The organism is Homoserinimonas flava, from assembly GCF_054969005.1.
Window position 1 is genome coordinate 199,286 of the sequence record NZ_JBUEQS010000003.1, and the last position, 20,678, is coordinate 219,963.

The window sequence follows — 20,678 nt, forward strand, 5'->3', positions numbered from 1 at the left end:
CAAGTTTTGCGGTAATGTTGCAGCGAGACTGATTCGCGGGGAAAAACGCCATGCCTGACACGCCACGAGTGCGACTGCACGACATCGCTGCCGCCACCGGTGTCGCAGTTTCGACCGTCTCACGGGTCTTCACCGACCCCGACCGCGTGAGCCCCGGAACGGTCACCGTCGTGCTTGAGGCGGCGCAGCGTCTCGGCTATCGGCGATCGGCCACCCGAGACCATAGCAAGAACGTCGTCGTGGTGATGCAGAACATCACCAACCCCTACCTCGCCGGAGTCACGACCGGCATCGAACGCCAGCTCCGCAACTCCGGAAGCGCCATGACGCTCTGCATCACAGAAGAATCAGCAGACCTCGAGCATGCTCAGTTGCGCAGCAATGTCGCCCGCGGAGACGGGTTCATCGTCGCGGCACGCCACCTCAGCGATGACGACATCCGCGCATTCGGCTCCTCTATGCCTCTCGTGCTCTTCAACCGCGAAGTCGACAGTGTGAGCAGCGTCGTCATCGATACGGATGCCGGCACGCACCAGGTCATCGAGCACCTCGTCGCCCTCGGCCACAAGAGCATCGTCTACGCGGCAGGCCCCCATCACTCCTGGGCAGAGCACCAGCGCTGGGCTGGACTCACGCGCGCGGCCAGGGCATCCGACATCACCCTCGCGCGGATCGGCCCCTACCTGCCAAGCCTCGCACAGGGTGCGGTGGCGGCAGAGGCCGCCCTCGCCCACTCCCCAACCGCCGTGGTGGCATTCAACGACGAGATCGCGATCGGCCTCATGAATAGGTTCAGGATGCGCGGCATCGACGTGCCCGGCGAGATCAGCGTCATCGGATTTGATGACTCCTTCGCCGCGAACTACTGCCACCCCGCCCTGACGACGGTCGGTGGCGCGGCAGATCATGCCGGTCGCCTCGCCGCCGACACCCTGCTCGCGCTCATCGCCGGAGGCGAGTCCGGCACCAAGCACAGAGTCGAGGCAGGTCTCGTGCTGCGGCAATCGACGGCGCCCGCCTGATGGTCGCCCTCGATGTCGCCCTCGCGGCGCTCCCCATCGTGCTCGTCGCGACCCTGCTGGCGCTGCGGATGAAGCCGATCCCCGCCATCCTCATCGTCATTGCCGTCACCCTCGCCCTAGCCTTTCGATTCCCCCTCACTCCCGATGCTGTGGTCGACGGCGTCCACTCACTGCTGCCGGTCACGATCACTGTCATTCTCATCATCTTTGGCGGCATCACACTCGCCGAGTTCCTCGCGGTCTCTGGCGCACAGGAGAAGATCGGCGCCTGGCTTGCCACCGCCACCCACGGGCGCGACCGCGCTGTGCTCCTGCTCGGTCTCGGCATCACCCCGCTTGCCGAGAGCGTCATCGGCTGGGGTGTCGGCGTAATTATCGGCGTGCCCCTCTTCATGCGCATCGGCCTTGATGCCACCAGAGCGGCAACACTCGGCCTTCTCGCGCTGGTCCTAGCACCGTGGGGATCGCTCTCCCCCGGCATCATCGTCATGGCGGAGATCGGGGGCGTCGACGTGCGAGAGCTCGGGGTCTGGAGCGCCATCCTCAACCTTCCCGCACTCCTCGTATTAGGAATCGCCATCTCCATCGTGGGGATGGGTGCTCGCGGCGCCTGGCGCATGGCCTGCGAGACCCTCACCACGGTGCTTGTCATGTGGGGTGCACTCGTCGCGGCCAACGCATGGCTCGGCATCCCTCTCGCCGGCGTGCTCGCCTCACTCGCGGCGATCATCTTCGTGCTGCTTCTGGCGAGACTGCGAGCGCCGATACCCAGCATGGGACGCGACACCATTGCGTCGCTGGTGCCCTACATGCTTCTCGTCGGCGGGCTGCTCATCACGACCGCACTCCACGCCGTCTTCGATCTCGGATCAACGGGCGAAGTGTTGAGCAGCCCCGCACTGTGGCTCCTCCTCTGTGCCGCATCCGCCCCACTCCTGCTCGGCATGGACCGACGGGATGCCGCGATCAGTGCCCGGCGTGCCCTGAAGCTGTTCTGGCCCGTCACCACCATCACCGTGCTCTTCATCACCTTCGGTGGAGTGCTCTCGGCCAACGGCATGACGACGACCCTCGCGCAGGCCGCCGCCATGCTCGGCACGGGTTTTCTCCTTGTCGTGCCGCTTGTCGGGTTCGTTGGCGGCTACGTCACCTCCTCGAACACCGCAACCGCTGCCATGTTCGCGGGCGGGGTCGCTGAAGCGGCCAAAGCACTCGGGGTCAACCCTGCTATCGCGCTGGGAGCGCAGAATGTCGCCACGGGCGCCTCCGTGATGACCGCTCCGTCAAGAATCGCGCTCGCGATCAGCGTCGCCGATGGCCTTCGCCGGCCTACAGACTCAGCGGCGAATGCTGCCAGGGTCATCGTGACGGTGTTGATAGCCAGCGCCTCGGTGATGGTGCTGCTGGCACCGCTGACCCTGCTGCTGGCAACCGCCTCGTTCTGAGTGGGCGATGAGCCCACGGAGCAGGAGTCGGCCTGTCCCGGCCGCTTAGACAGCGTCGGCGAGGAACCCGCTGGCGTGGTCGTGCAGGAGCTTGAGGTATGACGCTGTGCTGTGCACCCGCTGCAGCTCCAGATTCGGTACCTCCACCGCAATAGGCACATCGGGGCCGACCGCGCTCAGCAGTGCGCGCAAGGGCGAGTCGCCCGTGCCCGGCAGAAGCCGGTTCAGCCGGGACTCGATCACCATGTCGTCGTCGTGCGGCCGCGCCTCCGCCGGGCGGTCATCGCCCCAGTGCCAGATCGAGCCCTGTCCTTAGCGCGTGGAGTCCGTCGACCTCCACGGCGCACCCCGCCGCGAGGGCGATGTTGATTGCCGCGTCATAGGAGTCGAGCGGGAGGTAGGCGATGGGCTCGATGACGGGATCGGTCGCCGACGGCCTCATCGAGGTAGCGCTCGGCGACCGCTCGGTCGTCACGCGGGCCACCCGCATCCAAAGCGATGCTCGTTCCTGGAACCCACAGTGTTCCCGCAGTGTACGACGTCGTGCCCCCCACGAGCGCCGTCTTTTCGACGAGCGAGACGCGCACGCCTCGCAGGTGAGCAAAGAGCGCGGCTGCAAGTCCGCCGACCCCTGCTCCGACAACGACGACATCGTATTCAGCGTCTGGCTCGACGTCTGCGAGCACATGCGGGGGATGGTTCTTTTTCGACATCCTGGGCGACCTACAACTCGAAGTCGACGACGCTGAGCGACGTCTTCACCGATGCAGAGATATCGAGCACCTTCTGGTGAGCAGGGTGGGTGCTGTAGGTCTGGAGGTCTTCAAGGGTGTCAAAATCAACGACGACAGCGAGTTCTCGTGAATTTGGCCCGTGCACCACATCTTTTCCGCCGCTCATCGAGCGGATCTCTGGAATGTGATTGGGGAGGTCATGGATGAGTGCAATCCACTCGTCACGCTGCTCTTCAGTGAACTCTGGAACAAATGTGAATATGGCGACGTGCCTGATCATGCCGGATCCTTTCGAGGCGAGACGAGTCAGGAGATACCGACGACGCCGGGAATGTAGTTGCCCCGAACTCCACCGTCGACTGCGATGTTCTCGCCGGTGATATAGCGAGCATCGTCGCTCAGGAGAAAGGAGACGACGTCGGCGATATCTTCGGGCGTTCCCATTCTCCTGAGAGGAATGCGGCCCTCCCTGCTTGCGCGAAGCTCTGGGTTGTGCGCTGCCGGCGACATGGGGGTCATGATCATTCCTGGCGACACCGCGTTGACGCGAACCCCGTCTGGGCCCCACTCACGTGCGAAGAGCTGGAGCAGCATGAGAAGAGCAGCCTTCGTCGCACTGTAGGGGCCGAATGGCGCGGGGCTACTGCCGGCCATCGACGCGGTTGCCACGAGCGAGCCGCGTGAGGCAACGAGATGCGGATATGCCGCTTTGCCGAGGATGAAGGTTGCGCGAGTGTTGACGGCAAAGGCACGGTCGTAGTCTTCGACACTCACGTCGGTGAGTCGCGATCCGCCCATGATCCCCGCATTGCTGACGACACCGTCAAGCCTGCCAAAGTAGGTCACGGCCTCCTCGACCGCGCGAGCGGGGCCGTCAACCGACTCGAGATCGGCTGCAATCTGGAGCACTTCAGCACCCTGCGCACGCAGGTCGTCAGCGAGTGGCTGCAGGCTCTGCGTCGTGCGGCCGACGAGAGCAAGTTTCGCGGTGTGCCCAGGTCGGTCACCTGCGATTCTCCGAGCTACCGCTTGACCGATACCGCCGGCAGCTCCCGTAATCAGTGTCACCGTGCTCATGCGTTGCCTCCCGAGGGGGATGCACCGTTGACTGACCCGGTCTCGAATGCGACCTGCGATGTGGAGCCGCCGAGGAGCGCCAACTGCGCGGCCGTCTCCAGCAAGTCGGGCACCAATGACATCGCGTGGTCGTAGGTGAGACGCACGCTCGGACCTCCGACGCTCAACACTCCTACCGCGCTCCGCCCTGATGGGTGAATCGGCACGGCGATCGTGGACGTGCCCAATTCGAAGGTCGAGTCGGTGTAGCTGTACCCCAGCTCGCGCACGCGCGCCAGCTCCTCCAATGCAGATTCAAGATCGTTGGGGCCGTTGGGGCCGTACTGGTCGAGGTCGTTAAAGCCCTGCGCCTCGATGCGCGCAGCCGCCTCGGATTCTGCCATGGTCGAGAGCCATGCCATGCCACTCGAGGTCCGGGCGAGCTTGATTGCACGCCCCGCATCGGGGTCGTATCGAAGGCCGGACCGAGCCCCCTGCGCCTTCGCCACCCAGATCAGGTCGCCGCGATCGGGAATGCTGAGACGCGCCAGTTCCCCTGACCGCGCGGCCAGTCCGTCGAGGAGTGGCTTCGCCAGATCGACCAATGGGATGTGCGCAAGGTGGCGCAGCGCCTGCGAAACGATCAGGAGACCAAGGGCGTAGTCGCCCTGGAGCCCCTCCTGGGTGACATAGCCCACCTCGACGAGCTCAGAGAGCACGCGGTGGGTTGCGCTCTTCGGCAACTCGAGTGTCTCTGCGATATCGCCGAGCGCCATTCCTTCGGGCTTGCCGATGAGCAATTCCATGACAGCAAGGGCGCGGGGCAGTGCCGAGCTCATCGTTGCCCCACAAGGAGGCGGACGGTGGATGCCTCGACCGCAAACTTGAGGCGGAATGCCTCCACAAGACTGGGAGCGGCAGGCTTCTCGAGCAAGGCCGCAAGTCCTGCATTCACGCAGTCGATTGTGGCAGTGGTCGACATCGATGTCACCTTTCCATGTGGCTTGGGACCGGTGCCAGCAGGCTAGCATCGTTTTGGAACGCCGTTCCAGAAATGCCACCAGGGAGGACCTGATGTCGAGCAAACACGCTCCCCGCCCCGGCCAACGTGGCGTTCCACTGCTCGTAGCCCTCACCCTGTTCATGGAGCACCTCGACGGCACCATCCTCGTCACGGCGGCCCCTGCGATCGCCGCAGATCTCGGCGTCAACTCTGCCGACATCAACATCACGATGTCCGGGTATCTCGTCGCCGTCGCATGCGCCATTCCCTTCGGGGGCTGGCTTGCCGCACGCCTCGGAGCGAGGGTCGTCTTCTGCAGCTCCATCGCGCTTTTCGTGCTCGCCTCGGTGCTCTGCGCCACCAGCGATACCCTGACCTGGTTGCTGCTCGGGCGCTTGCTGCAAGGATTCGCCGGTGGTCTCATGGTGCCCGTGGGCAGACTTGTCGTGCTCCGCGCCACAGACCACACCGGAATGGTGAGAGCTATCGCCCTCATCACGTGGCCTGCCCTGATAGCACCGGTGCTGGCTCCTGTGTTGGGCGGGATCATCACCGACATTGCCAGCTGGCACTGGATCTTCATCATCAACGTACCCATCGGCATCGCGGCCCTCATCGCCGGCCTCATCATGGTTCGCGACACCGACCGTGAGCCCCGCTCCCTCGATGGCATCGGCCTCGCCCTCACCACGGTCGCCCTGCTCAGTATCATGGCGGCCATTGAGCTCGTCGCCATCGGCGAGTCGCTCCTGTCTGCCGTGGCTCTGGTCGTTGCGATCGCGGCGGGAGGCGCCGGCATCGCGTGGATGCTGCGCGCGCGGCATCCACTGCTCAACTTGCGTGTCTTTGCGCTTCCCACCTTCAGGGTCACCAATTCGGGCGGCTTCGTCTTTCGCATGGTCGCGAGCTCCGTGCCGTTCTTGCTCCCTCTGCTCTTCCAGGACTCGTTTGGCTGGAGCGCCGTCGACTCCGGCCTCGTCATCACGGCGCTCTTTCTCGGCAACATCGGAGCGAAGCCCTTCACCACCTGGCTGCTGCGCCGACTGGGGTTCCGCACGCTCATTCTCGGCTCCGTCTCCGGGCTCTTCGCAACGGTCACGCTCTTCGCCACCTTCACGCCGGAGTGGACGATCGGCCTGATCTGGGGAGTCTCTGTCGTGAGCGGAGCCATGCGATCGGTGGGCTTCACTGCATACAACTCAATACAGTTCGCGGATGTCGCACGCAGCGATATCGGCTCGGCCAACAGTCTCTCAGCCATGCTCGCACAGGTCTCGAGTGCACTCGGAATCGCGGTCGGAGCCGCAACCCTCCGCCTCACGGGTGCCGTCGTCGCTGACGAACGCACGGCATACATCGTGACCTTCGCCGCAATGGCCGCGCTGCTGCTGTTGCCGTTGATCGGTGCGCTGCGACTGCCCGGCGATGCCGCGCGACATGTCAGCAACACGACCCGGTGATCCTGGACGCCAACGGCCGTGTCAGCAGCCCTCGGCGATGAGTTTGAGAAGGTGAGCGCGCGCACCGGCGGAGAGCAGGGCATGAGCGACTGCGGTTCCTGGATCCCCAGCGCCGAGCTGCACGACCCTGTCGAGTGGAGCACCAGCAGGTCGTGACGCAGCCCCCGGCCAAACTCTGAGTGGTCGAGGTCGCGAGCCTCGCGCAAAAGCGCCCCAACATCGCTGGCCGGTCTGCCGATGACCTCGAGGTCAATGACGACCGCCAGCACCGCAACGGTGTGCTCCTGCGGCATCAGCGATCGAAGCCGAGCACGATCGAGGCCTGGCCGTCGACTCCCGAGGCCGTCGGAATGATCACCGCATGCCACTCGCCCGGCAGCCCTAGGAAATCGGCTGCGAGTGCCCTCGCATAGACGCCGCGATCGAGGAGCACTCCGCCGCCCAGCTCGCACTGTCGACCCGATGCTCAGGGTGTCGTCGGCACCTCACGCGTATCGGCGTGCGCGATCGCCTCGGCGGCCCGCTTCTCTTCGCGCCGCTCCTTCGCACCCTCGACGAGGTAGTAGAGCGACGGCAGCACGATGAGCGTGAGCACGGTCGACGAGACGAGGCCGCCGATGACCACAATCGCGAGCGGCTGCGAGATGAACCCGCCGTGACCCGTGAGCCCGATACCGAGCGGCAGGAGCGCAAATATCGTCGCGAGCGCCGTCATAAGAATCGGCCGGAGCCTGCGGCTCGCACCCTGCACGACCGCGTCGTAGGCTCGCATCCCGCGCACCCGGTACTGGTTCACCAGGTCGACGAGCACGATGGCATTCGTCACAACAATGCCGATGAGCATGAGCACGCCGATGAGCGAGGGAACCCCGAGCGGGATGCCAGTGGCGACCTGCAGGGCGATGGCACCGGTCGCGGCAAACGGCACCGAGATGAGCAGCAGCAGTGGCTGTCGCAGGCTCTTGAACGTCGCCACCATCACGACATACACGATGAGGATCGCCACGAGGAGGGCGAGCCCGAGCTGTTCGAACGCGTCGCCCTGCTGGGCGGTGACGCCACCGAGTTCTGCGCTCGCACCGGCCGGGAGGTCAAGGGCATCGACCGCCGACTGCACTTCAGATGATGCGGTGCCGACATCATCGCCATTGGGCGTGATGCTGATGCTCGCCGAGCGCACACCCTGAATCGTCGTGATGCTCGCGGGGCCATCGACCTCCTCGACGGTCGCCACCTGGGAGAGCGCGACAGTGCCGGTCGCGGTGGGGATGCGGAAGTCGCGCAGCTCCTCGAGCGTTGTCGGCGCAGCATTGTTCGCGATATAGATCGACATGGTCGTCTCGTTGATGACGACCGAGCCGACAGCGCTCGGGAGCATCGCCTGCGACACAATGCCGCCGACCGCGATCTCGCTGAGCCCACGCTCGGCCGCCGCCTCACGATCGACGATGATGCCGATGTAGGGCTGGGCGACCGAGAGGTTGCTCGAGGCCTCTGCCGTGACATCCAACTCGCGCACCTCGGCGAGCACCGCGTCGGCCGCCTCCGCGAGGGTGGTCTGGTCTGGCGCCTGGATGTCGACCGTGATGTCGCTCGATGCGAAGCCGGAATCAGCTGCCGCGAGCGAGACCTCCCCGACATCGTCGAGCTCGGCGAGGGCGGCCCGCACGTCGGCCTGCAACGTCTCCTGGTCTGCGTCGGCGTCGGTCGTGATAGAGAACGACGCCCCATCGCTGCCGCTGAAGGCCGAGAGGATCGAGCCTCCAGACGACCCGAGCGAAAGCTGCACCGTCTCGATGCCCTCGATGTCACGGAGCACCTCCTCGACCTGGGCGGCAGCAGCATCCTGCGCTTCAAGGCTCGACCCGAGCGGGAGCTGCTGCGAGACGGTGAGCGTGTTCTGCCCGCTATCGCCGATGAAGTTCGTCTTCATGAACGGCAGCATCGCGCCCGTCAACAGCAGCACGAGCAGGGCGGCACCGATCGTGACCGCCGGGCGCTTGAGGGTGAACTGAAGGATCGGGAGGTAGCCGCGCTGCAGCGCGTTCGGCGCGTCCCGGCGCTGGGCCTCGGCCGCCGCGGCAGCCTCCGCCGCCTCACGCCTGGCTCGACGTGTCGGCACCGGCACGCCAGGGTTCTGCAACTGCAGGATCGCGGTGCTCGTGTCGACGTATTCGGCTGACGGCGCAGCATCCGCTTCGGCGACCGTCCCCTTCTTCGTACGCTTCGCCGTGGCAGGCTTCGCGTCGCCGAGGAACCAGTAGGCAAGCACCGGCACGATCGTGAGCGACACGAAGAGCGATGCGGCGAGGGCGATCGTCACGGTGAGCGCGAACGGGCGGAACAGTTCGCCCGTGATGTCACCAACGAGCGCGAGGGGCAAGAACACCGCGACCGTCGTGACCGTCGCCGAGGTCACGGCAACGGCGACCTCCTTGACACCGGACTGGATGGCCTCGAGCTTGTTCTCGCCGAGACTCAGGTGTCGTTTGATGTTCTCGATGACGACAATCGAGTCGTCGACCACCCGACCCACCGAGATCGTGAGCGCACCGAGCGTGATGATGTTGAGGGTGTAGCCGGCGGCCTGCATGCCGATGAAGGTGATGAGCACGGAGGCGGGGATCGAGATGGCCGTGACAAGTGTCGAGCGAATCGACAGCAGGAACACCAGGATGACGATGACGGCGAAGATGAGGCCGAGTGTGCCTTCGGTCGCAAGACTCTCGATCGACTGCTCGATGTAGGGCGCCTGGTCGTACACGACCGTGAACTCGGTGTTCTCGCCGAGGGCACGCTCGAGTTCGGGAATGAGGTCTTGCACCGCGTTCGACACCGCGACGGTGTTGCCTGCGGGGGTCTTCGTCACCGCGATCGTGAGTGATGGTTCGCCGTTGACCCGCGAGATGCCCTCCACCGGGTCATCCGTGACCTCCACCTCGGCGACATCGGCGATCGTGACGACAGTGCCGGCATCCGTCAGCACGCCCGACAACGGCAGGGCCGCGATCGCGTCGACCGATTCGAGGCGAGACCCCGCCTGCACCGAGAGCGTCGATGCGTCTTCAGTGATTTCACCGGCGGGGAGGAGGGCGCCGTTGGCCTCAAGCGCATCGGTGATGTCGGCGTTCGTTGCGCCGGCCGCCGCAAGCGCCGCGCGGTCTGGGGTGATGACAAGGCGCTGACCGACCGTGCCGAGCAGGCTCGCCTCGCGCACACCGTCGAGCCCCTGGATGTCGGTGAGCGTTGAGACCTCAAGCGCCGCGCTGAGGTCACGAATGTCACGGTCACTCGTCACCGCGATCTGAATGACGGGCAGATCGTCGATCGATCCGGTGATGACCTGCGGGTCAATATCCTCCGGAAGGGTAGACGAGATGCGGTTGATCGCCTGCGTGACCTTCTGTTCGGCGGTCGCCAGGTCAGTGCCGTACTCAAACGAGGCCGAAACGGTCGAGATATTGGTGCGGGATGTCGCGGTGGTGCCTTCGAGGCCGGCGACGCCCTGAATCGCGGTCTCGATGGGGGTGCTGACGTCTTCGTTGACCACCTCCGGTGCGGCGCCGGGGTACGCCGTCACGACGACGAGCTGGGGGAACGACACCGAGGGGATGAGCTCCTGCTTGAGGCTCGTGAGGGCGATCGAGCCGAAGAGCGCGACAACGATCGTGACCAACGCAATCAACGCCCGGTTGCGCAGGCTGAAAACGGAAAGCAGGTGCACTGGCACTCCAAAGATGGCGGGGGGATCAACCCTATTTCAGGTCGACGGCGGTGCGGGTCTGCCTCCGCTGTTTCATGCCGAACCCAGTCGCGTCAGCGGCTCCCCCCGCCGCACTTCGAGGGTGACACTCACGCCGAGCCGCTCGAGAAACGTCGCGTCGTGGCTCACCACGACGAGTGCGCCCTCATAGCCTGCGAGCGCGGCGACCAGGCCGTCGATGCTGTCGAGGTCGAGGCTGTTCGTCGGCTCGTCAAGCAGCAGCAACTGCGGCGCTGGTTCGGCCAGCAGGATGCTCGCGAGGCACACCCTGAACCGTTCGCCGCCCGAAAGGCCACCGGCGGGCCGGTCGAGCGCATCGCCCCGCAGCAAGAACCGCGCGAGCTGCGCCCGCAGCTCCTGCGGTTTGGCGTTCGGGGCGGCCCGACGCACATTCTCGAGCACGCTCGCGCTGTTGTCGAGGATGTCGAGCCGCTGCGGGAGCACACCGACGGCGGCAAGTCGATATCGCACGGCGCCATCCGGCGACGATCGCGGCATGCCGGGCTCGCGAGCGATCTCGTCGAGGAGCGTCGTCTTGCCAGCACCGTTGCTGCCGACGAGCGCGAGGCGCTCAGGCCCGCGCACCACGAACGGGCGTGGGGCTGCATCGAGTTCGAGCACCGTGCGGCCGGCGGGCACGCGTGTCTGCGGCAGCGCAACCCGGATGCGGTCATCACTGCGCACGCGCGACTCCGCCGCATCGACGGCGTGCTCTGCGTCGTGCACCCGCTGTGACTGTATGCCACGATGCTTCGCCGCCGACACTTCGGCACTCGCCTTGCGAGCATTCACCAGAATTTTGGGGAGGCCGCCGCGCTCCTGCGTTGCCCTCGCGAACTTCGCACGCCGATCGAGCTTTTCCTCCGCTTCGATGCGCTGCCGACGCTCGGCCCGGAGTCGCGACTCAGCGGAACGCAGCATCCGTTCTGCCGCCTCCTGCTCACCGCGAAGGTACTGCTCGTACTCGCTGAAGGGGCCGCCGAACATCGTGAGGCTCCCGGCACGGAGTTCGGCCGTGGCATCCATGAGGTCGAGCAGTTCGCGGTCGTGGCTCACGACGACGAGGGTGCCGCGCCACGAGCGCACCGCCTCGAAGAGCGCCTCGCGTGCCCGGCGATCGAGGTTGTTCGTCGGCTCATCGAGCAGCGAGACCCTCGCCCCCTCGAGTCGGAGTCGGGCAAGCCCCGCAGTCATCGTCTCCCCGCCAGAGAACGACGACAGGGGGCGATCGAATAGGCCCACCGCGTCGATTTCGCCCGAGAACCCCAGCTCGGCGAGTGCGGCGCGGGCGCGCTCCTCGATCTTCCAGTCGTCGCCGATCGTGTCGAAGACGGACTGCGCAGCGTTGCCTGCCTCAAGCAGCGTCAGTGCGTCGAGCACGGGCGCGATGCCGAGCAACTCGCCAAGCGTGCGGGTTGGGGTGAGCGCAGCATCCTGCCGCAGGTATCCGACGGGGCCGTCGCTCGACACCGTGCCGGCGCTCGGTGTGAGCTCCCCCGCGATGAGGCGGAGGAGGGTCGACTTGCCGGCGCCATTGCGGCCGACAATGCCGGTGCGGCCGCGGGAGAACGATGCCGAGAGCGACGCGATGGCGGGGGTGCCGTCAGGCCAAGCGAATGAAACGTCGTGAAGGTCGATCGAAGAGTGAGCCACAGAGGCCTCCAGGGGTCAGCGTGTGCGCCGACCGGAGTGCCCCTCGCTACGCGGGTGGGGATCCGTCGGCGCTAGGGCCGGGGAGAACCACTGCGGAGCTTCACCGATTCGTTCCTTTCGTGGACAACAGGAGCATCGATCTTCGCATGCCGTGCCGCGCGGTTCAAGCCGCGTACGTACATCGTCGGGGGTTTCGATACGGCCCTGACGGGCCTACTCAACCAGCGAACTACCGCCGGTTGAGTAGCGAGGCACGAGCGTATCGAAACCCCCTCACGCCAGAACAGCGCTAGTGCGCGGCCACACGCTCCGACGGCTGCGGCTTGGAGAAGATCACGACGATGATCACGGCGACACCGACAACGATGTGCGGCACCCAGGCGTTCGGGGCCGCATCCGAGAAGCCGAAAAGGAACGGCGATGCGATGAGAAAGAGCGAAGCGACGACATCGAAGACAAGGTGCACCGGCATGCCGATGACCTTGAATGCGCCGAGTTCATAGCGCGTGAAAAGGCTGTAAACGATGAGCCCGACACCGAGCACGATGGGGATGATGACGGCCGGGCCGCCGAGCCCCGAGAAACCGAAGATGAAGGGGGCGAGGATGAGGGCGATGGCGACGAGGTAGTCGAGCACACCGTGGACCTTGGTTGGGATGAAACGCATCAGGAGCTCCTAACGATCGGGAGCGGCCGGATGCCGCTCAGTCGAGAAGTCGTTCGGCGCGGCGACGGGAACGGATTGGTTCGAGCGCGAGCAACGCGAGCCCGGCAGCAAGCACGATGAGGCCCGCGACGGCCGAAACCCCGAGCGTCTCGCGCAGCACGAGCAGCCCGAGCAGGGTCGCCGTGAGCGGCTCGGCGAGGGTCAGCGTCGACACCGTCGCGGCCGACAGGTGTCGCAGGCCCTGCGCAAACAGCACATACGCGAGCGTTGTCGTCACGAGCCCCAACCAGAGCGCCATGGCGAGGCCGTCTGGGGAGCCCAACCACGTGACATCCGTCGCCAACAGCAGGGGCACGGATGCCCCAGCCGCGACCCCGAACACCCAGCCCATGGTTGTCGTGGGCGGCACGCCGCGGGTAATGAGCGCCTTGCTTGCGAGCGTGTAGAGCGCGTAGGAGGCACCGGCCCCGAGCGAGGCGAGAAGGCCGGGCACGCTCACGGTGGCCGTCGAGCCCACCCCGGAGAGGAGGGTCACGCCGAGCGTCGCGACGACCGTCGCCGCAAGCCAGATTGCTCCGGGAAAGCGCCTGGTGAGCGCCCACTCGAGCGCCCCCGTGATGACGGGGGCCGAGCCGAGCGCGACGATCGTGCCGACCGCGACCCCGTTCGCGGCCGTGCCGGCAAAAAAGGCGGGCTGGTAGGCGAGCACGCCGAGCGCGCCCACCGCGATCAGGAGCGCGCGCTGCCACCGGGTCGACGCCATCGACGCGCGGGGGGCGCTGGCGACCCGTCGTGTGAGCACGAACGCCACGAGTGCGAGCGCCCCACCACCGATCAGGATGCGCGCCGCACCGATCGACGTCGCCGAGACACCCTCAGGGCCGAGCGCCTGCGCCGTGCCCGTCGTGCCAAAGCACACCGCCGCGAGCAGCACGAAGACGACAAAACGCATGGGCACCATCGTGGCAGACGGCACTGCTATCAGACGACGCCGTGATCAGACGACGACCGAGAGCTCCTCCGGCTGCGCCATCGGGGTGCGCGAGAGCGACCCCCACGCCCGCGAAAGGGCCGCGACCGCCCGATCCATCTCCTCCGGCGAATACCCGAACGGCACGCGCAGGTGCCGCTCGAACGCCCCGTCGATGCCGAAGCGCGGCCCCGCCGTAATGAGGAGCCCCTCCGCTCGGGCCGCCAGCGTGAGCTGCGAACTCACGGGAGCGCCAAGGTTGATCCACGCGGTGAGGCCGCCAGCGACATCCGGGATCGTCCACTCGGGAAAGTTTGCCCGCAGCGCCGACAGCATCTGGTCGCGGCCGGCGCGCAGCTGGCGGCGCCTCGTCTCGAGGATGCGGTCGAAGTCGGCGAGCAGGTGCGTCACGATGAGCTGCTCAATGATGGGTGTGCCCAGGTCGCCCGAGTGGCGGTTGCGGAAGAGGCGTTGGATGAGCTGCGGCTCCGCGCGGATCCAGCCGACCCGGATGCCTCCCCACACGGTTTTGCCGACAGACCCGACCGTCACGGCGTCGCCAAAGGCGGCGAAGGGTGGCAGCGACTCTGTGTCGTCGATCGCGAGCTCAGCCATGGTCTCGTCGGCGATGATGCGCGTGCCGTGCCGCTCGGCAAGGCTCGCCGTGCGTTCACGGAGGTCGACCGGCATGCTGCGGCCGGTCGGATTGTGAAAGTCGGGCATGAGGTAGCCCATCGCCGGGTTGCTGCGCCGGATCGCCTGTTCGAGCGCCGACTCGTCCCAGCCGTCCTCGACCGTGACGCTCACCGGCAGCAGGCGGGCCCCCGCCGAGCGCATCGCCTCGAATGCGTGCGGGTAGGTGGGCACCTCGATGACGGCACTGTCGCCGCGGCCGATGAGGGTGCGCGAGAGCAGCGCGATGGCGTGCTGCGCGCCGATCGTGACCATGATCTGGTCGGCGCTCGTTGGCAGCCCGCGGCGCCGGTAGTGCTGGGCGATCATCTCGCGGAGCGGCGGAATGCCGATGAGGTCAAAGCCTGCGTCACCGAGATACGCGGGGAGGTCTTCAATCGCCCGGGTTGCCGCCTCGGCGATGCCCGGGATGGCCGGCAGCGCGGCCTTCGTAAAGTCGAGCAGGTCGCTGCCGAGCGGATCGATCGACACGGGGGCTCGGCCGGGCAGCCGCGCGACACTGCCTGAGCCGCGCACGCTCTCGAGGTAACCAGATTCTCGGAGCTCGGCATACGCGGCCGTGACGGTCGTGCGGCTCACGGCGAGGTGGGTGGCAAGGTCGCGCTCGGCGGGCAACCGTGTGCCCGAGACGATGCGCCCGTCGAGCACGAGCAGTCGGATGCGGTCGGCGAGTGCCGTGTACGCGGGCAGGCTCGAACCACGCCAATCACCGAGCAGTGAGTCCAATATGCGGGCCGATACGGATGCCATGAGGCCACCATACCCGGATTGGCCTCTTGAATTAAGTCCAATCAGGCAATTGGATATCCATTATGACCCGTCGTATCAGCCAGCTCCTCATAGGCCTCTTCTTCTATGGCATCGCCATCGCCATGATGCTGCGCGCCGGTCTCGGAGCAACCCCGTGGGATGTGCTGTCGCAGGGCGTCGCCGGCCAGACGGGGCTCGGCTTCGGCCTCATCACGGTGCTCATCTCCGGCGTCGTGCTGCTGCTCTGGATCCCCATCCGCCAACGCCCGGGCCTCGGCACCGTGCTCAACGCACTCCTCGTCGGCCCCTCCGCCGACATCGGCCTGCTCTTCATCGAGACGCCCGAGCAGCTGTGGGCGCAGATCCTCCTCTTCGCCGGCGGCCTCAGCCTGCTCGCCGTCGCGACCGGATGCTACATCGGTGCGCGCTTCGGACCGGGCCCGCGCGACGGTCTCATGACGGGCATCCACCGGCGCACCGGGTGGCCCATCTGGGCGGTCCGCACCGGCATCGAGGGCAGCGTGCTCGCCCTCGGCTGGGTGCTCGGCGGCGTCGTCGGGTTCGGCACGCTCGCGTTTGCCCTCTTCATCGGGCCCATGGTGGGCGTGACGATCCCGCTGCTGCGCGTGCCGGAGCGCGCCTCGGATGGAGCGGTGCCGGATGCCGCGGCATCCGCACTCGAGGGCACCGCGTCACCCGACTCCGCCGACGCCATCGACCCCACCCCGACCAACCCGACCCCGACGGGAGCCCCCGCATGATCGCAACACTGCTCGCCCTCGCCGCCATCGCGCTCTGGGCGTCGATCGCCACCATCGAGGTGGTGGCGCGCGACGGGTACCGCCGCGAGCCCGACCTCGCGCTCATCTACTTCGCCCTCCCGTAGGGGCTCGTCGCGCGCGTTCGCCCGTTCGCGCCCGGTCGCGCCCGATCCTCCGCCAGGCCCGTGAAAGGTCACTTTTCGCGCCATAACCCACTCGGAAGCGCGTTGTTTGACCTCTCACGGGTGCTCGACTTGAGCCCCGAGCCCCGCGTGCGGATGCGACGTCCCTCCCCACCGGGTCAGGCACGACGGTCTCCACACACGGGCTGGCGCGCGCCCGAGGCATCCGTGTGTTCGTCCACCCTTGTCCCATGCCGCGACTCGTCCCACTCCCGGCTCGACTGCGCGGGCGCGCGTTCCTTGCCAACGATGAGATCGCCGCCGGGCTCACACCGTCGCGGCTGCGTGGTCGAGATGTCGATCAACCGTTCCACGGTGTGCGCTCCGTGGGCCTTGACACATCGACCATGCTCGGGCGATGTCGGGCGTTCGAGCCGCGCCTTCGCCCTGGCCAGTTCTTCAGCCACACCTCGGCCGCGATGCTCCATCACATTCCACTGCCGCTCGTGCTGCAGCGCGCCGCCGAGGTTCACGTCGCCGTCCACTCGCCCTCGCCGCGCATCCGCATGGTGGGGGTAGCAGGCCATCGCGTCTCACCCTCAGTCGCGGTGGTGGATGTCGCGGGGCTCCCCGTCGCCGACCCTGTCTCAACCTGGTGCGATCTCGCGTCCGTGCTCACGGTTGACGAACTCATCGCTGCCGGCGACTCTCTCGTCTCGGGGCGCGTGACTGATTTCGGGCGTGAGCCGGCACTCGCGACGGTCGATGAACTCCGTGGAGCGACGCTCGCCCGCACTGGAGGTCGCGGCGCCAAGACGATGGCGTTGGCGCTCGGGTTCATCCGGCGCGGCGTCGATTCGCCGCGCGAGAGCAAGCTCCGGATGCTCCTGGTGCGGTCCAGGCTGCCAGAACCGATCATCAACCAACCCGCAAACGGCGCGAGTGGCGCCTCGGTCGGCACCCCGGATTTGACCTACCGCGAGGCGCACGTCGTGCTCGAATATGAGGGCGAGGAGCATCGCACCGACCGTCGGAGGTTTCGTCGAGACATCGCACGACGCGAGCGATTCGAGGATGCCGGGTGGCGAGTCAAACGCGTGACCGCCGATGACCTCGACCGTCGGCCCGCGGAGTTCGTCGTCGAGGTCCACGCCCTGCTGATCCGTCGGGGGATGAGGCTCCCCGCGCTCGGGCGCGCCGCGGTCCGCGCGGCAGAGGCGGCGCGCACTGCTCGACTCTGAGAGCGTCTCCCGAGCCCTCGCGCATCCGAGTGGAGTCTTCCTCGAGCCATCCGAGTGGGGTCCGTCTCGAGGCATCCGGGCCCTCGCGATGCATCCGGGCCCTCGAGAGGTCACTTTCTCGCCCACCCGCGCGGGGGTGACGCAGAAAGTGACCTCTCACGGGGGTTGTAAACCTACGTGGGGCAAAGGGAGGCGCGCGACGTCGGGTTCGATACGGCCCTAGCGGGCCTCCTCAACCGGTGCGCGCCTTCAGGCGAGCCGCGTAGCTCGCCATTGCGTCGCGCACGTAGGCCGCGCCATCCGGCCCGCCGTAGTTCGCGCCGAAGCGCGGGTCGTCCACATACATCTGGCCGAGCCCCCGGATGGCGTCCGCCGTCACGGGGCGGCCCTGCCATCCGATGCCGATCCACGCGACCTGCCGCGCCGTGATCTCCTGCGCGACCTCGCCGTCGGCTGGTTCGCCGGCCGCGAATGCTGCGGCGTAGTCGGCCTGGATCTGCTGCTGCTGGCGCATGAACTCGGCCTTGTCGGCATCCGTCAGCGCCTTCCACCAGCGGTCGCCCGACGCGTAAGCGTCGTTGCCCCAGCGCTCTTCAACCTCAGCTTTGTACTGCGTGTGGTCGAATCCGTCGAACATTTCTTGTGCCATGAGTTGTTCACCTCCTTCGAGTTTCTTGATGGTGGTCTCGACGGCGGTGATTTGCCGTGCGAGTCGGTCTTGTTCTGCCCGCAGATAGTGCAGGTGGGTGGCGAGAGCGTCGCCTTCGGCGCGCTGGCGTTCGAGGATGTCCGCAATGGCGGTGAGCCCCAGGCCAAGGTCGCGCAGCAGCAGGATGCGCTGCAGGCGGGTGAGCGCGTGCTCGTCGTAGTAGCGGTACCCGTTGCTGCCAATCTCGGTCGGGGGTAGCAGCCCGAGGTCGCCGTAGTGCCGGAGCGTGCGGCTGGTGGTGCCTGCCAGGCGGGCGATTTCGTGAATGGGCCAGTGCATCCGGGGCTCCTTTCGTCGTCGCATCCGGTGTGCATACGACGCTAGAGGTTGACGCAGCGTCAAGGTCAAGCGCGTTCGAAGAATTCAACTTGCGGATGCTCAACTCTCGCGATATAACGTGAGCGCAGCAGATCGCGATATAGCGTGAGTAGGAGACAGCGCATGGCGCACGAAAAATGGCTGCTCGACGGCCCCAAAACCATCGACTTCGACCGGGTGCACACCCTCAAGGTCGGGCTCGTCGGCGGTCGCATCGACATTGTCGGCCACGATGAAATCGGCGCGCGCGTCGAGGTGCATACGGTCGGCGGCACAAAGCCGCTCAAAGTGACGATCGAGGAGGGTGTGCTCGAGATCGACCATCCGCAGGTCGGCTGGGAAAACATGCTCGAGGTGTTCAGCAACCTCAGCGGCGATGTCACGGCCGAGATCAGCATCATGGTGCCGCGCGACGTGAGCCTCAAGTTCGGCACTGTTTCGGCGAGCGCCCTCATCAGCGGCCTCGACCTCACCACCAAGCCGAAACCCGCCAAGATCAGCACCGGCTCCGGCGAAATCGTTGTCGACCAGGTGCGCGGCGACATCGAGCTCAACTCGGTCTCGGGCGAATTCTCGGTGAGTGAACACCACGGCCGGGTTGGCGTGCGCAGTGTCGGGGGCGACGTCACCGCGAGTGGCGACATCCCCAAGTTCACGTGCGACACCATCTCTGGCGACCTCTTTCTCGACCTCGCGGGCACACCCGATGAGGTTCGCGTCAACACCGTCTCGGGCAATGTCGCCGTGCGCCTCGCCCACGGGATTGCGGCCTCGTACCGCATCACGACGGCCGCTGGCCGGCTGACGCTCGATGACTCCGAGATTCTCGGGGTGCGTGGCACCTACCAGGGCAAGTACGGCGAGCTTGCCGGTGACTGGCTTGAGTTCCGGGCAAACACCGTCAACGGCAACGTTTCGGTCATGCACGCCAGCGCAACCGAAGCTGCGGCGGCAAGCGCATGACCCCCGTCTTCGCCCACGGGCACCTGAGGCTCTACCTGCTGAGCTTGCTCGCCGAGCGTTCGATGCACGGCTACGAGCTCATTCAAGCGCTCAGCGACCGCTTCGGCGGCACCTACATTCCGAGCGCTGGCACAATTTATCCGCGGCTCGCCAAGCTCGGTGAAGAGGGCCTCGTGAGCCGCGAGGCCGACGGCCGCAAGACGGTCTACTCCATCACCGACGCCGGTCGCGCCGAGCTTGCGCGCCGGCAGGGTGAGCTCGACGAGATCGAGGATGGCGTCACCGCGAGCGTGCGCAGCCTCGCCGACGAGGTGCGCAGCAGTGTTGCGGATGCGATGCGCACGCTTCGCGCCGACCTCGCCGCGGTCGCGCGCGAGACGGGTGGCACTCCGGCGAGCGCCGCGGAGGCACCGCCCACCGAGCCGACGTCGCCCGAGGCATCCGATGTGCCTCTGACTGACCCAGAGCACACACCGGATGCCGCGGTGCTCGCCCGCCGCGAACTGCACGAAGCCGAGCTCGCGCTGTGGGAGTTCCGCAACGGGCTGCGCAAAGACCTCCGCGCTCGGGCCGCCGCAGGCACCCTCACGGCGGGCGCCGCCATGCGCCTGCGTGCCGAGCTCGAGGCGATGCGCGCGGAGTTCGCGCTGAAATAAGCGCGGCCGCTCACCAAGAAAGCGCTCAGTCGGCGAACCCGACCGGAATGCTCACATCCTGCACGCGGTCATTGAGGGCGGTGTGGTCGTTGCGGGTGGTGATGGCGCACGCGTCGATGCGGCAGTCGACCCCTTCACCGACCGCGGACGCCACCTCAAGGTAGGCGGTGAACGTGCCGGTGGCGGCGTCGTCGTAGCCGCGGGCACCGAACAGCTTCCACGCCCAGTCGTCGTTGATCCAGTTGCTGGGGGCGAACTGCACTGACCCCGGCTGCTGCTGCTCGCCTTCGGTCGATGGGACGCCCCCGAGGCACGGCCCCGGCTTGACCCCCGCATCAGCGCCAAGCTTGCAGATCGCCACATAGATGCCGCGGCTCGCATCGAACCCGGTGCCACTCACAACGAGGCGGTCACCGACGGCGAGAGCGCTCGGGTCGACGGTGCCGCCGGGCTCAGCGGAGTGCAGGTCGATGGTGCGCGTGCGACCGTCATCGCCGATGGCGGTCGCCGTGAGCGGCCACGCCTCCTCGCTCTCGACGAGCTGCGATTCGCCGCGATTCTCGTGCGTGAGGATGGGCACGACGAGCACGGCAACAAAGGCGAGCACGCAGAGCACCACACCCCCTGCGATCCACCACCAGACCTTGCGACGCTTGCCCACGCCCGCAGTCTATTGCGGGGCCTGCGGGCCC

Annotated in this window: 22 protein-coding genes; 8 read left to right on the forward strand and 14 right to left on the reverse strand. The window is 66.8% G+C overall.

Annotated features, from left to right (window positions below; translation table 11 throughout):
- The first annotated feature begins 50 nt into the window (after positions 1-50).
- Entirely contained in the window at positions 51-1,022 is a 972-nt protein-coding gene (locus ACY48M_RS09720) for a LacI family DNA-binding transcriptional regulator (protein ID WP_462820084.1), read from the forward strand.
- The gene (locus tag ACY48M_RS09725) at positions 1,022-2,467 is read left to right on the forward strand and encodes an L-lactate permease (protein WP_462820085.1); all 1,446 of its coding nucleotides are present in this window, start codon (positions 1,022-1,024) and stop codon (positions 2,465-2,467) included. The genes ACY48M_RS09720 and ACY48M_RS09725 overlap by 1 nt, the downstream gene beginning before the upstream one ends.
- Before the next feature lie 45 nt (positions 2,468-2,512).
- Here ACY48M_RS09725 and ACY48M_RS09730 read toward each other — a convergent pair whose 3' ends face one another.
- The 6 genes from ACY48M_RS09730 to ACY48M_RS09755 all read right to left on the reverse strand — a co-directional run bounded on the left by ACY48M_RS09730 (position 2,513) and on the right by ACY48M_RS09755 (position 5,239).
- Positions 2,513-2,713, reverse strand: a complete 201-nt coding sequence (locus ACY48M_RS09730; RefSeq protein WP_462820086.1) for a hypothetical protein — start codon at positions 2,711-2,713, stop codon at positions 2,513-2,515.
- Positions 2,714-2,844: 131 nt separating this feature from the next.
- A complete protein-coding gene (locus tag ACY48M_RS09735) occupies positions 2,845-3,180 on the reverse strand; it encodes an FAD-dependent oxidoreductase (RefSeq protein ID WP_462820087.1) in 336 nt (111 codons plus the stop codon).
- 10 nt (positions 3,181-3,190) lie between these two features.
- A complete protein-coding gene (locus ACY48M_RS09740) occupies positions 3,191-3,481 on the reverse strand; it encodes a Dabb family protein (RefSeq protein WP_462820088.1) in 291 nt (96 codons plus the stop codon).
- Between the two features lie 26 nt (positions 3,482-3,507).
- Positions 3,508-4,278, reverse strand: coding sequence for an SDR family NAD(P)-dependent oxidoreductase (locus ACY48M_RS09745; protein WP_462820089.1), 771 nt, complete (start codon positions 4,276-4,278; stop codon positions 3,508-3,510).
- The gene (locus ACY48M_RS09750) at positions 4,275-5,096 is read right to left on the reverse strand and encodes an IclR family transcriptional regulator (RefSeq protein ID WP_462820090.1); all 822 of its coding nucleotides are present in this window, start codon (positions 5,094-5,096) and stop codon (positions 4,275-4,277) included. The genes ACY48M_RS09745 and ACY48M_RS09750 overlap by 4 nt, the downstream gene beginning before the upstream one ends.
- Entirely contained in the window at positions 5,093-5,239 is a 147-nt protein-coding gene (locus tag ACY48M_RS09755) for a hypothetical protein (RefSeq protein ID WP_462820091.1), read from the reverse strand. The genes ACY48M_RS09750 and ACY48M_RS09755 overlap by 4 nt, the downstream gene beginning before the upstream one ends.
- A 92-nt stretch (positions 5,240-5,331) precedes the next feature.
- On the opposite strand from ACY48M_RS09755, the gene ACY48M_RS09760 reads away from it, so the two are divergent.
- Entirely contained in the window at positions 5,332-6,720 is a 1,389-nt protein-coding gene (locus ACY48M_RS09760; RefSeq protein WP_462820092.1) for an MFS transporter, read from the forward strand.
- Positions 6,721-7,012: 292 nt separating this feature from the next.
- Here ACY48M_RS09760 and ACY48M_RS09765 read toward each other — a convergent pair whose 3' ends face one another.
- The 6 genes from ACY48M_RS09765 to yczR form a co-directional block, all read right to left on the reverse strand.
- The gene (locus tag ACY48M_RS09765; protein ID WP_462820093.1) at positions 7,013-7,153 is read right to left on the reverse strand and encodes a hypothetical protein; all 141 of its coding nucleotides are present in this window, start codon (positions 7,151-7,153) and stop codon (positions 7,013-7,015) included.
- 33 nt (positions 7,154-7,186) lie between these two features.
- The gene (locus tag ACY48M_RS09770; RefSeq protein ID WP_462820094.1) at positions 7,187-10,444 is read right to left on the reverse strand and encodes an efflux RND transporter permease subunit; all 3,258 of its coding nucleotides are present in this window, start codon (positions 10,442-10,444) and stop codon (positions 7,187-7,189) included.
- A gap of 72 nt (positions 10,445-10,516) precedes the next feature.
- Positions 10,517-12,136, reverse strand: a complete 1,620-nt coding sequence (locus ACY48M_RS09775) for an ABC-F family ATP-binding cassette domain-containing protein (RefSeq protein ID WP_462820095.1) — start codon at positions 12,134-12,136, stop codon at positions 10,517-10,519.
- A gap of 289 nt (positions 12,137-12,425) precedes the next feature.
- A complete protein-coding gene (locus ACY48M_RS09780; RefSeq protein ID WP_462820096.1) occupies positions 12,426-12,803 on the reverse strand; it encodes an SPW repeat domain-containing protein in 378 nt (125 codons plus the stop codon).
- A 37-nt stretch (positions 12,804-12,840) separates the two neighbouring features.
- A complete protein-coding gene (locus ACY48M_RS09785) occupies positions 12,841-13,755 on the reverse strand; it encodes a DMT family transporter (RefSeq protein ID WP_462820097.1) in 915 nt (304 codons plus the stop codon).
- Positions 13,756-13,800: 45 nt separating this feature from the next.
- Complete coding sequence (gene yczR / locus ACY48M_RS09790) at positions 13,801-15,216, reverse strand: MocR-like transcription factor YczR (RefSeq protein WP_462820098.1); 1,416 nt, start codon at positions 15,214-15,216, stop codon at positions 13,801-13,803.
- Between the two features lie 62 nt (positions 15,217-15,278).
- Here yczR and yczE point away from each other — a divergent pair, with 62 nt between their 5' ends.
- The 3 genes from yczE (at position 15,279) to ACY48M_RS09805 (ending at position 17,340) form a co-directional block, all read left to right on the forward strand.
- A complete protein-coding gene (gene yczE / locus ACY48M_RS09795; protein WP_462820099.1) occupies positions 15,279-15,977 on the forward strand; it encodes a membrane protein YczE in 699 nt (232 codons plus the stop codon).
- Positions 15,974-16,102 carry a hypothetical protein gene (locus tag ACY48M_RS09800; protein ID WP_462820100.1) on the forward strand — a complete coding sequence of 43 codons (129 nt, stop codon included), beginning with the start codon at positions 15,974-15,976 and terminating at the stop codon, positions 16,100-16,102. The genes yczE and ACY48M_RS09800 overlap by 4 nt, the downstream gene beginning before the upstream one ends.
- Positions 16,103-16,350: 248 nt before the next feature.
- Positions 16,351-17,340: a hypothetical protein gene (locus ACY48M_RS09805; RefSeq protein WP_462820101.1), complete on the forward strand. Its 990-nt coding sequence runs from the start codon at positions 16,351-16,353 to the stop codon at positions 17,338-17,340.
- A 232-nt stretch (positions 17,341-17,572) separates the two neighbouring features.
- Here the strand turns inward: ACY48M_RS09805 and ACY48M_RS09810 are convergent, their stop codons facing one another.
- A complete protein-coding gene (locus tag ACY48M_RS09810; RefSeq protein ID WP_462820102.1) occupies positions 17,573-18,328 on the reverse strand; it encodes a MerR family transcriptional regulator in 756 nt (251 codons plus the stop codon).
- Positions 18,329-18,490: 162 nt separating this feature from the next.
- Between ACY48M_RS09810 and ACY48M_RS09815 the strand changes: the two genes are divergently transcribed.
- Both ACY48M_RS09815 and ACY48M_RS09820 read left to right on the forward strand, forming a co-directional pair.
- Positions 18,491-19,330 (forward strand): DUF4097 family beta strand repeat-containing protein, encoded by an 840-nt coding sequence (locus ACY48M_RS09815; RefSeq protein WP_462820103.1) that lies wholly within the window; start codon positions 18,491-18,493, stop codon positions 19,328-19,330.
- On the forward strand, positions 19,327-19,986 hold the full coding sequence (locus ACY48M_RS09820) for a PadR family transcriptional regulator (protein WP_462820104.1): 660 nt from the start codon (positions 19,327-19,329) through the stop codon (positions 19,984-19,986). The genes ACY48M_RS09815 and ACY48M_RS09820 overlap by 4 nt, the downstream gene beginning before the upstream one ends.
- Before the next feature lie 25 nt (positions 19,987-20,011).
- Here the strand turns inward: ACY48M_RS09820 and ACY48M_RS09825 are convergent, their stop codons facing one another.
- Positions 20,012-20,647: a hypothetical protein gene (locus ACY48M_RS09825; RefSeq protein WP_462820105.1), complete on the reverse strand. Its 636-nt coding sequence runs from the start codon at positions 20,645-20,647 to the stop codon at positions 20,012-20,014.
- Positions 20,648-20,678 lie beyond the last annotated feature (31 nt).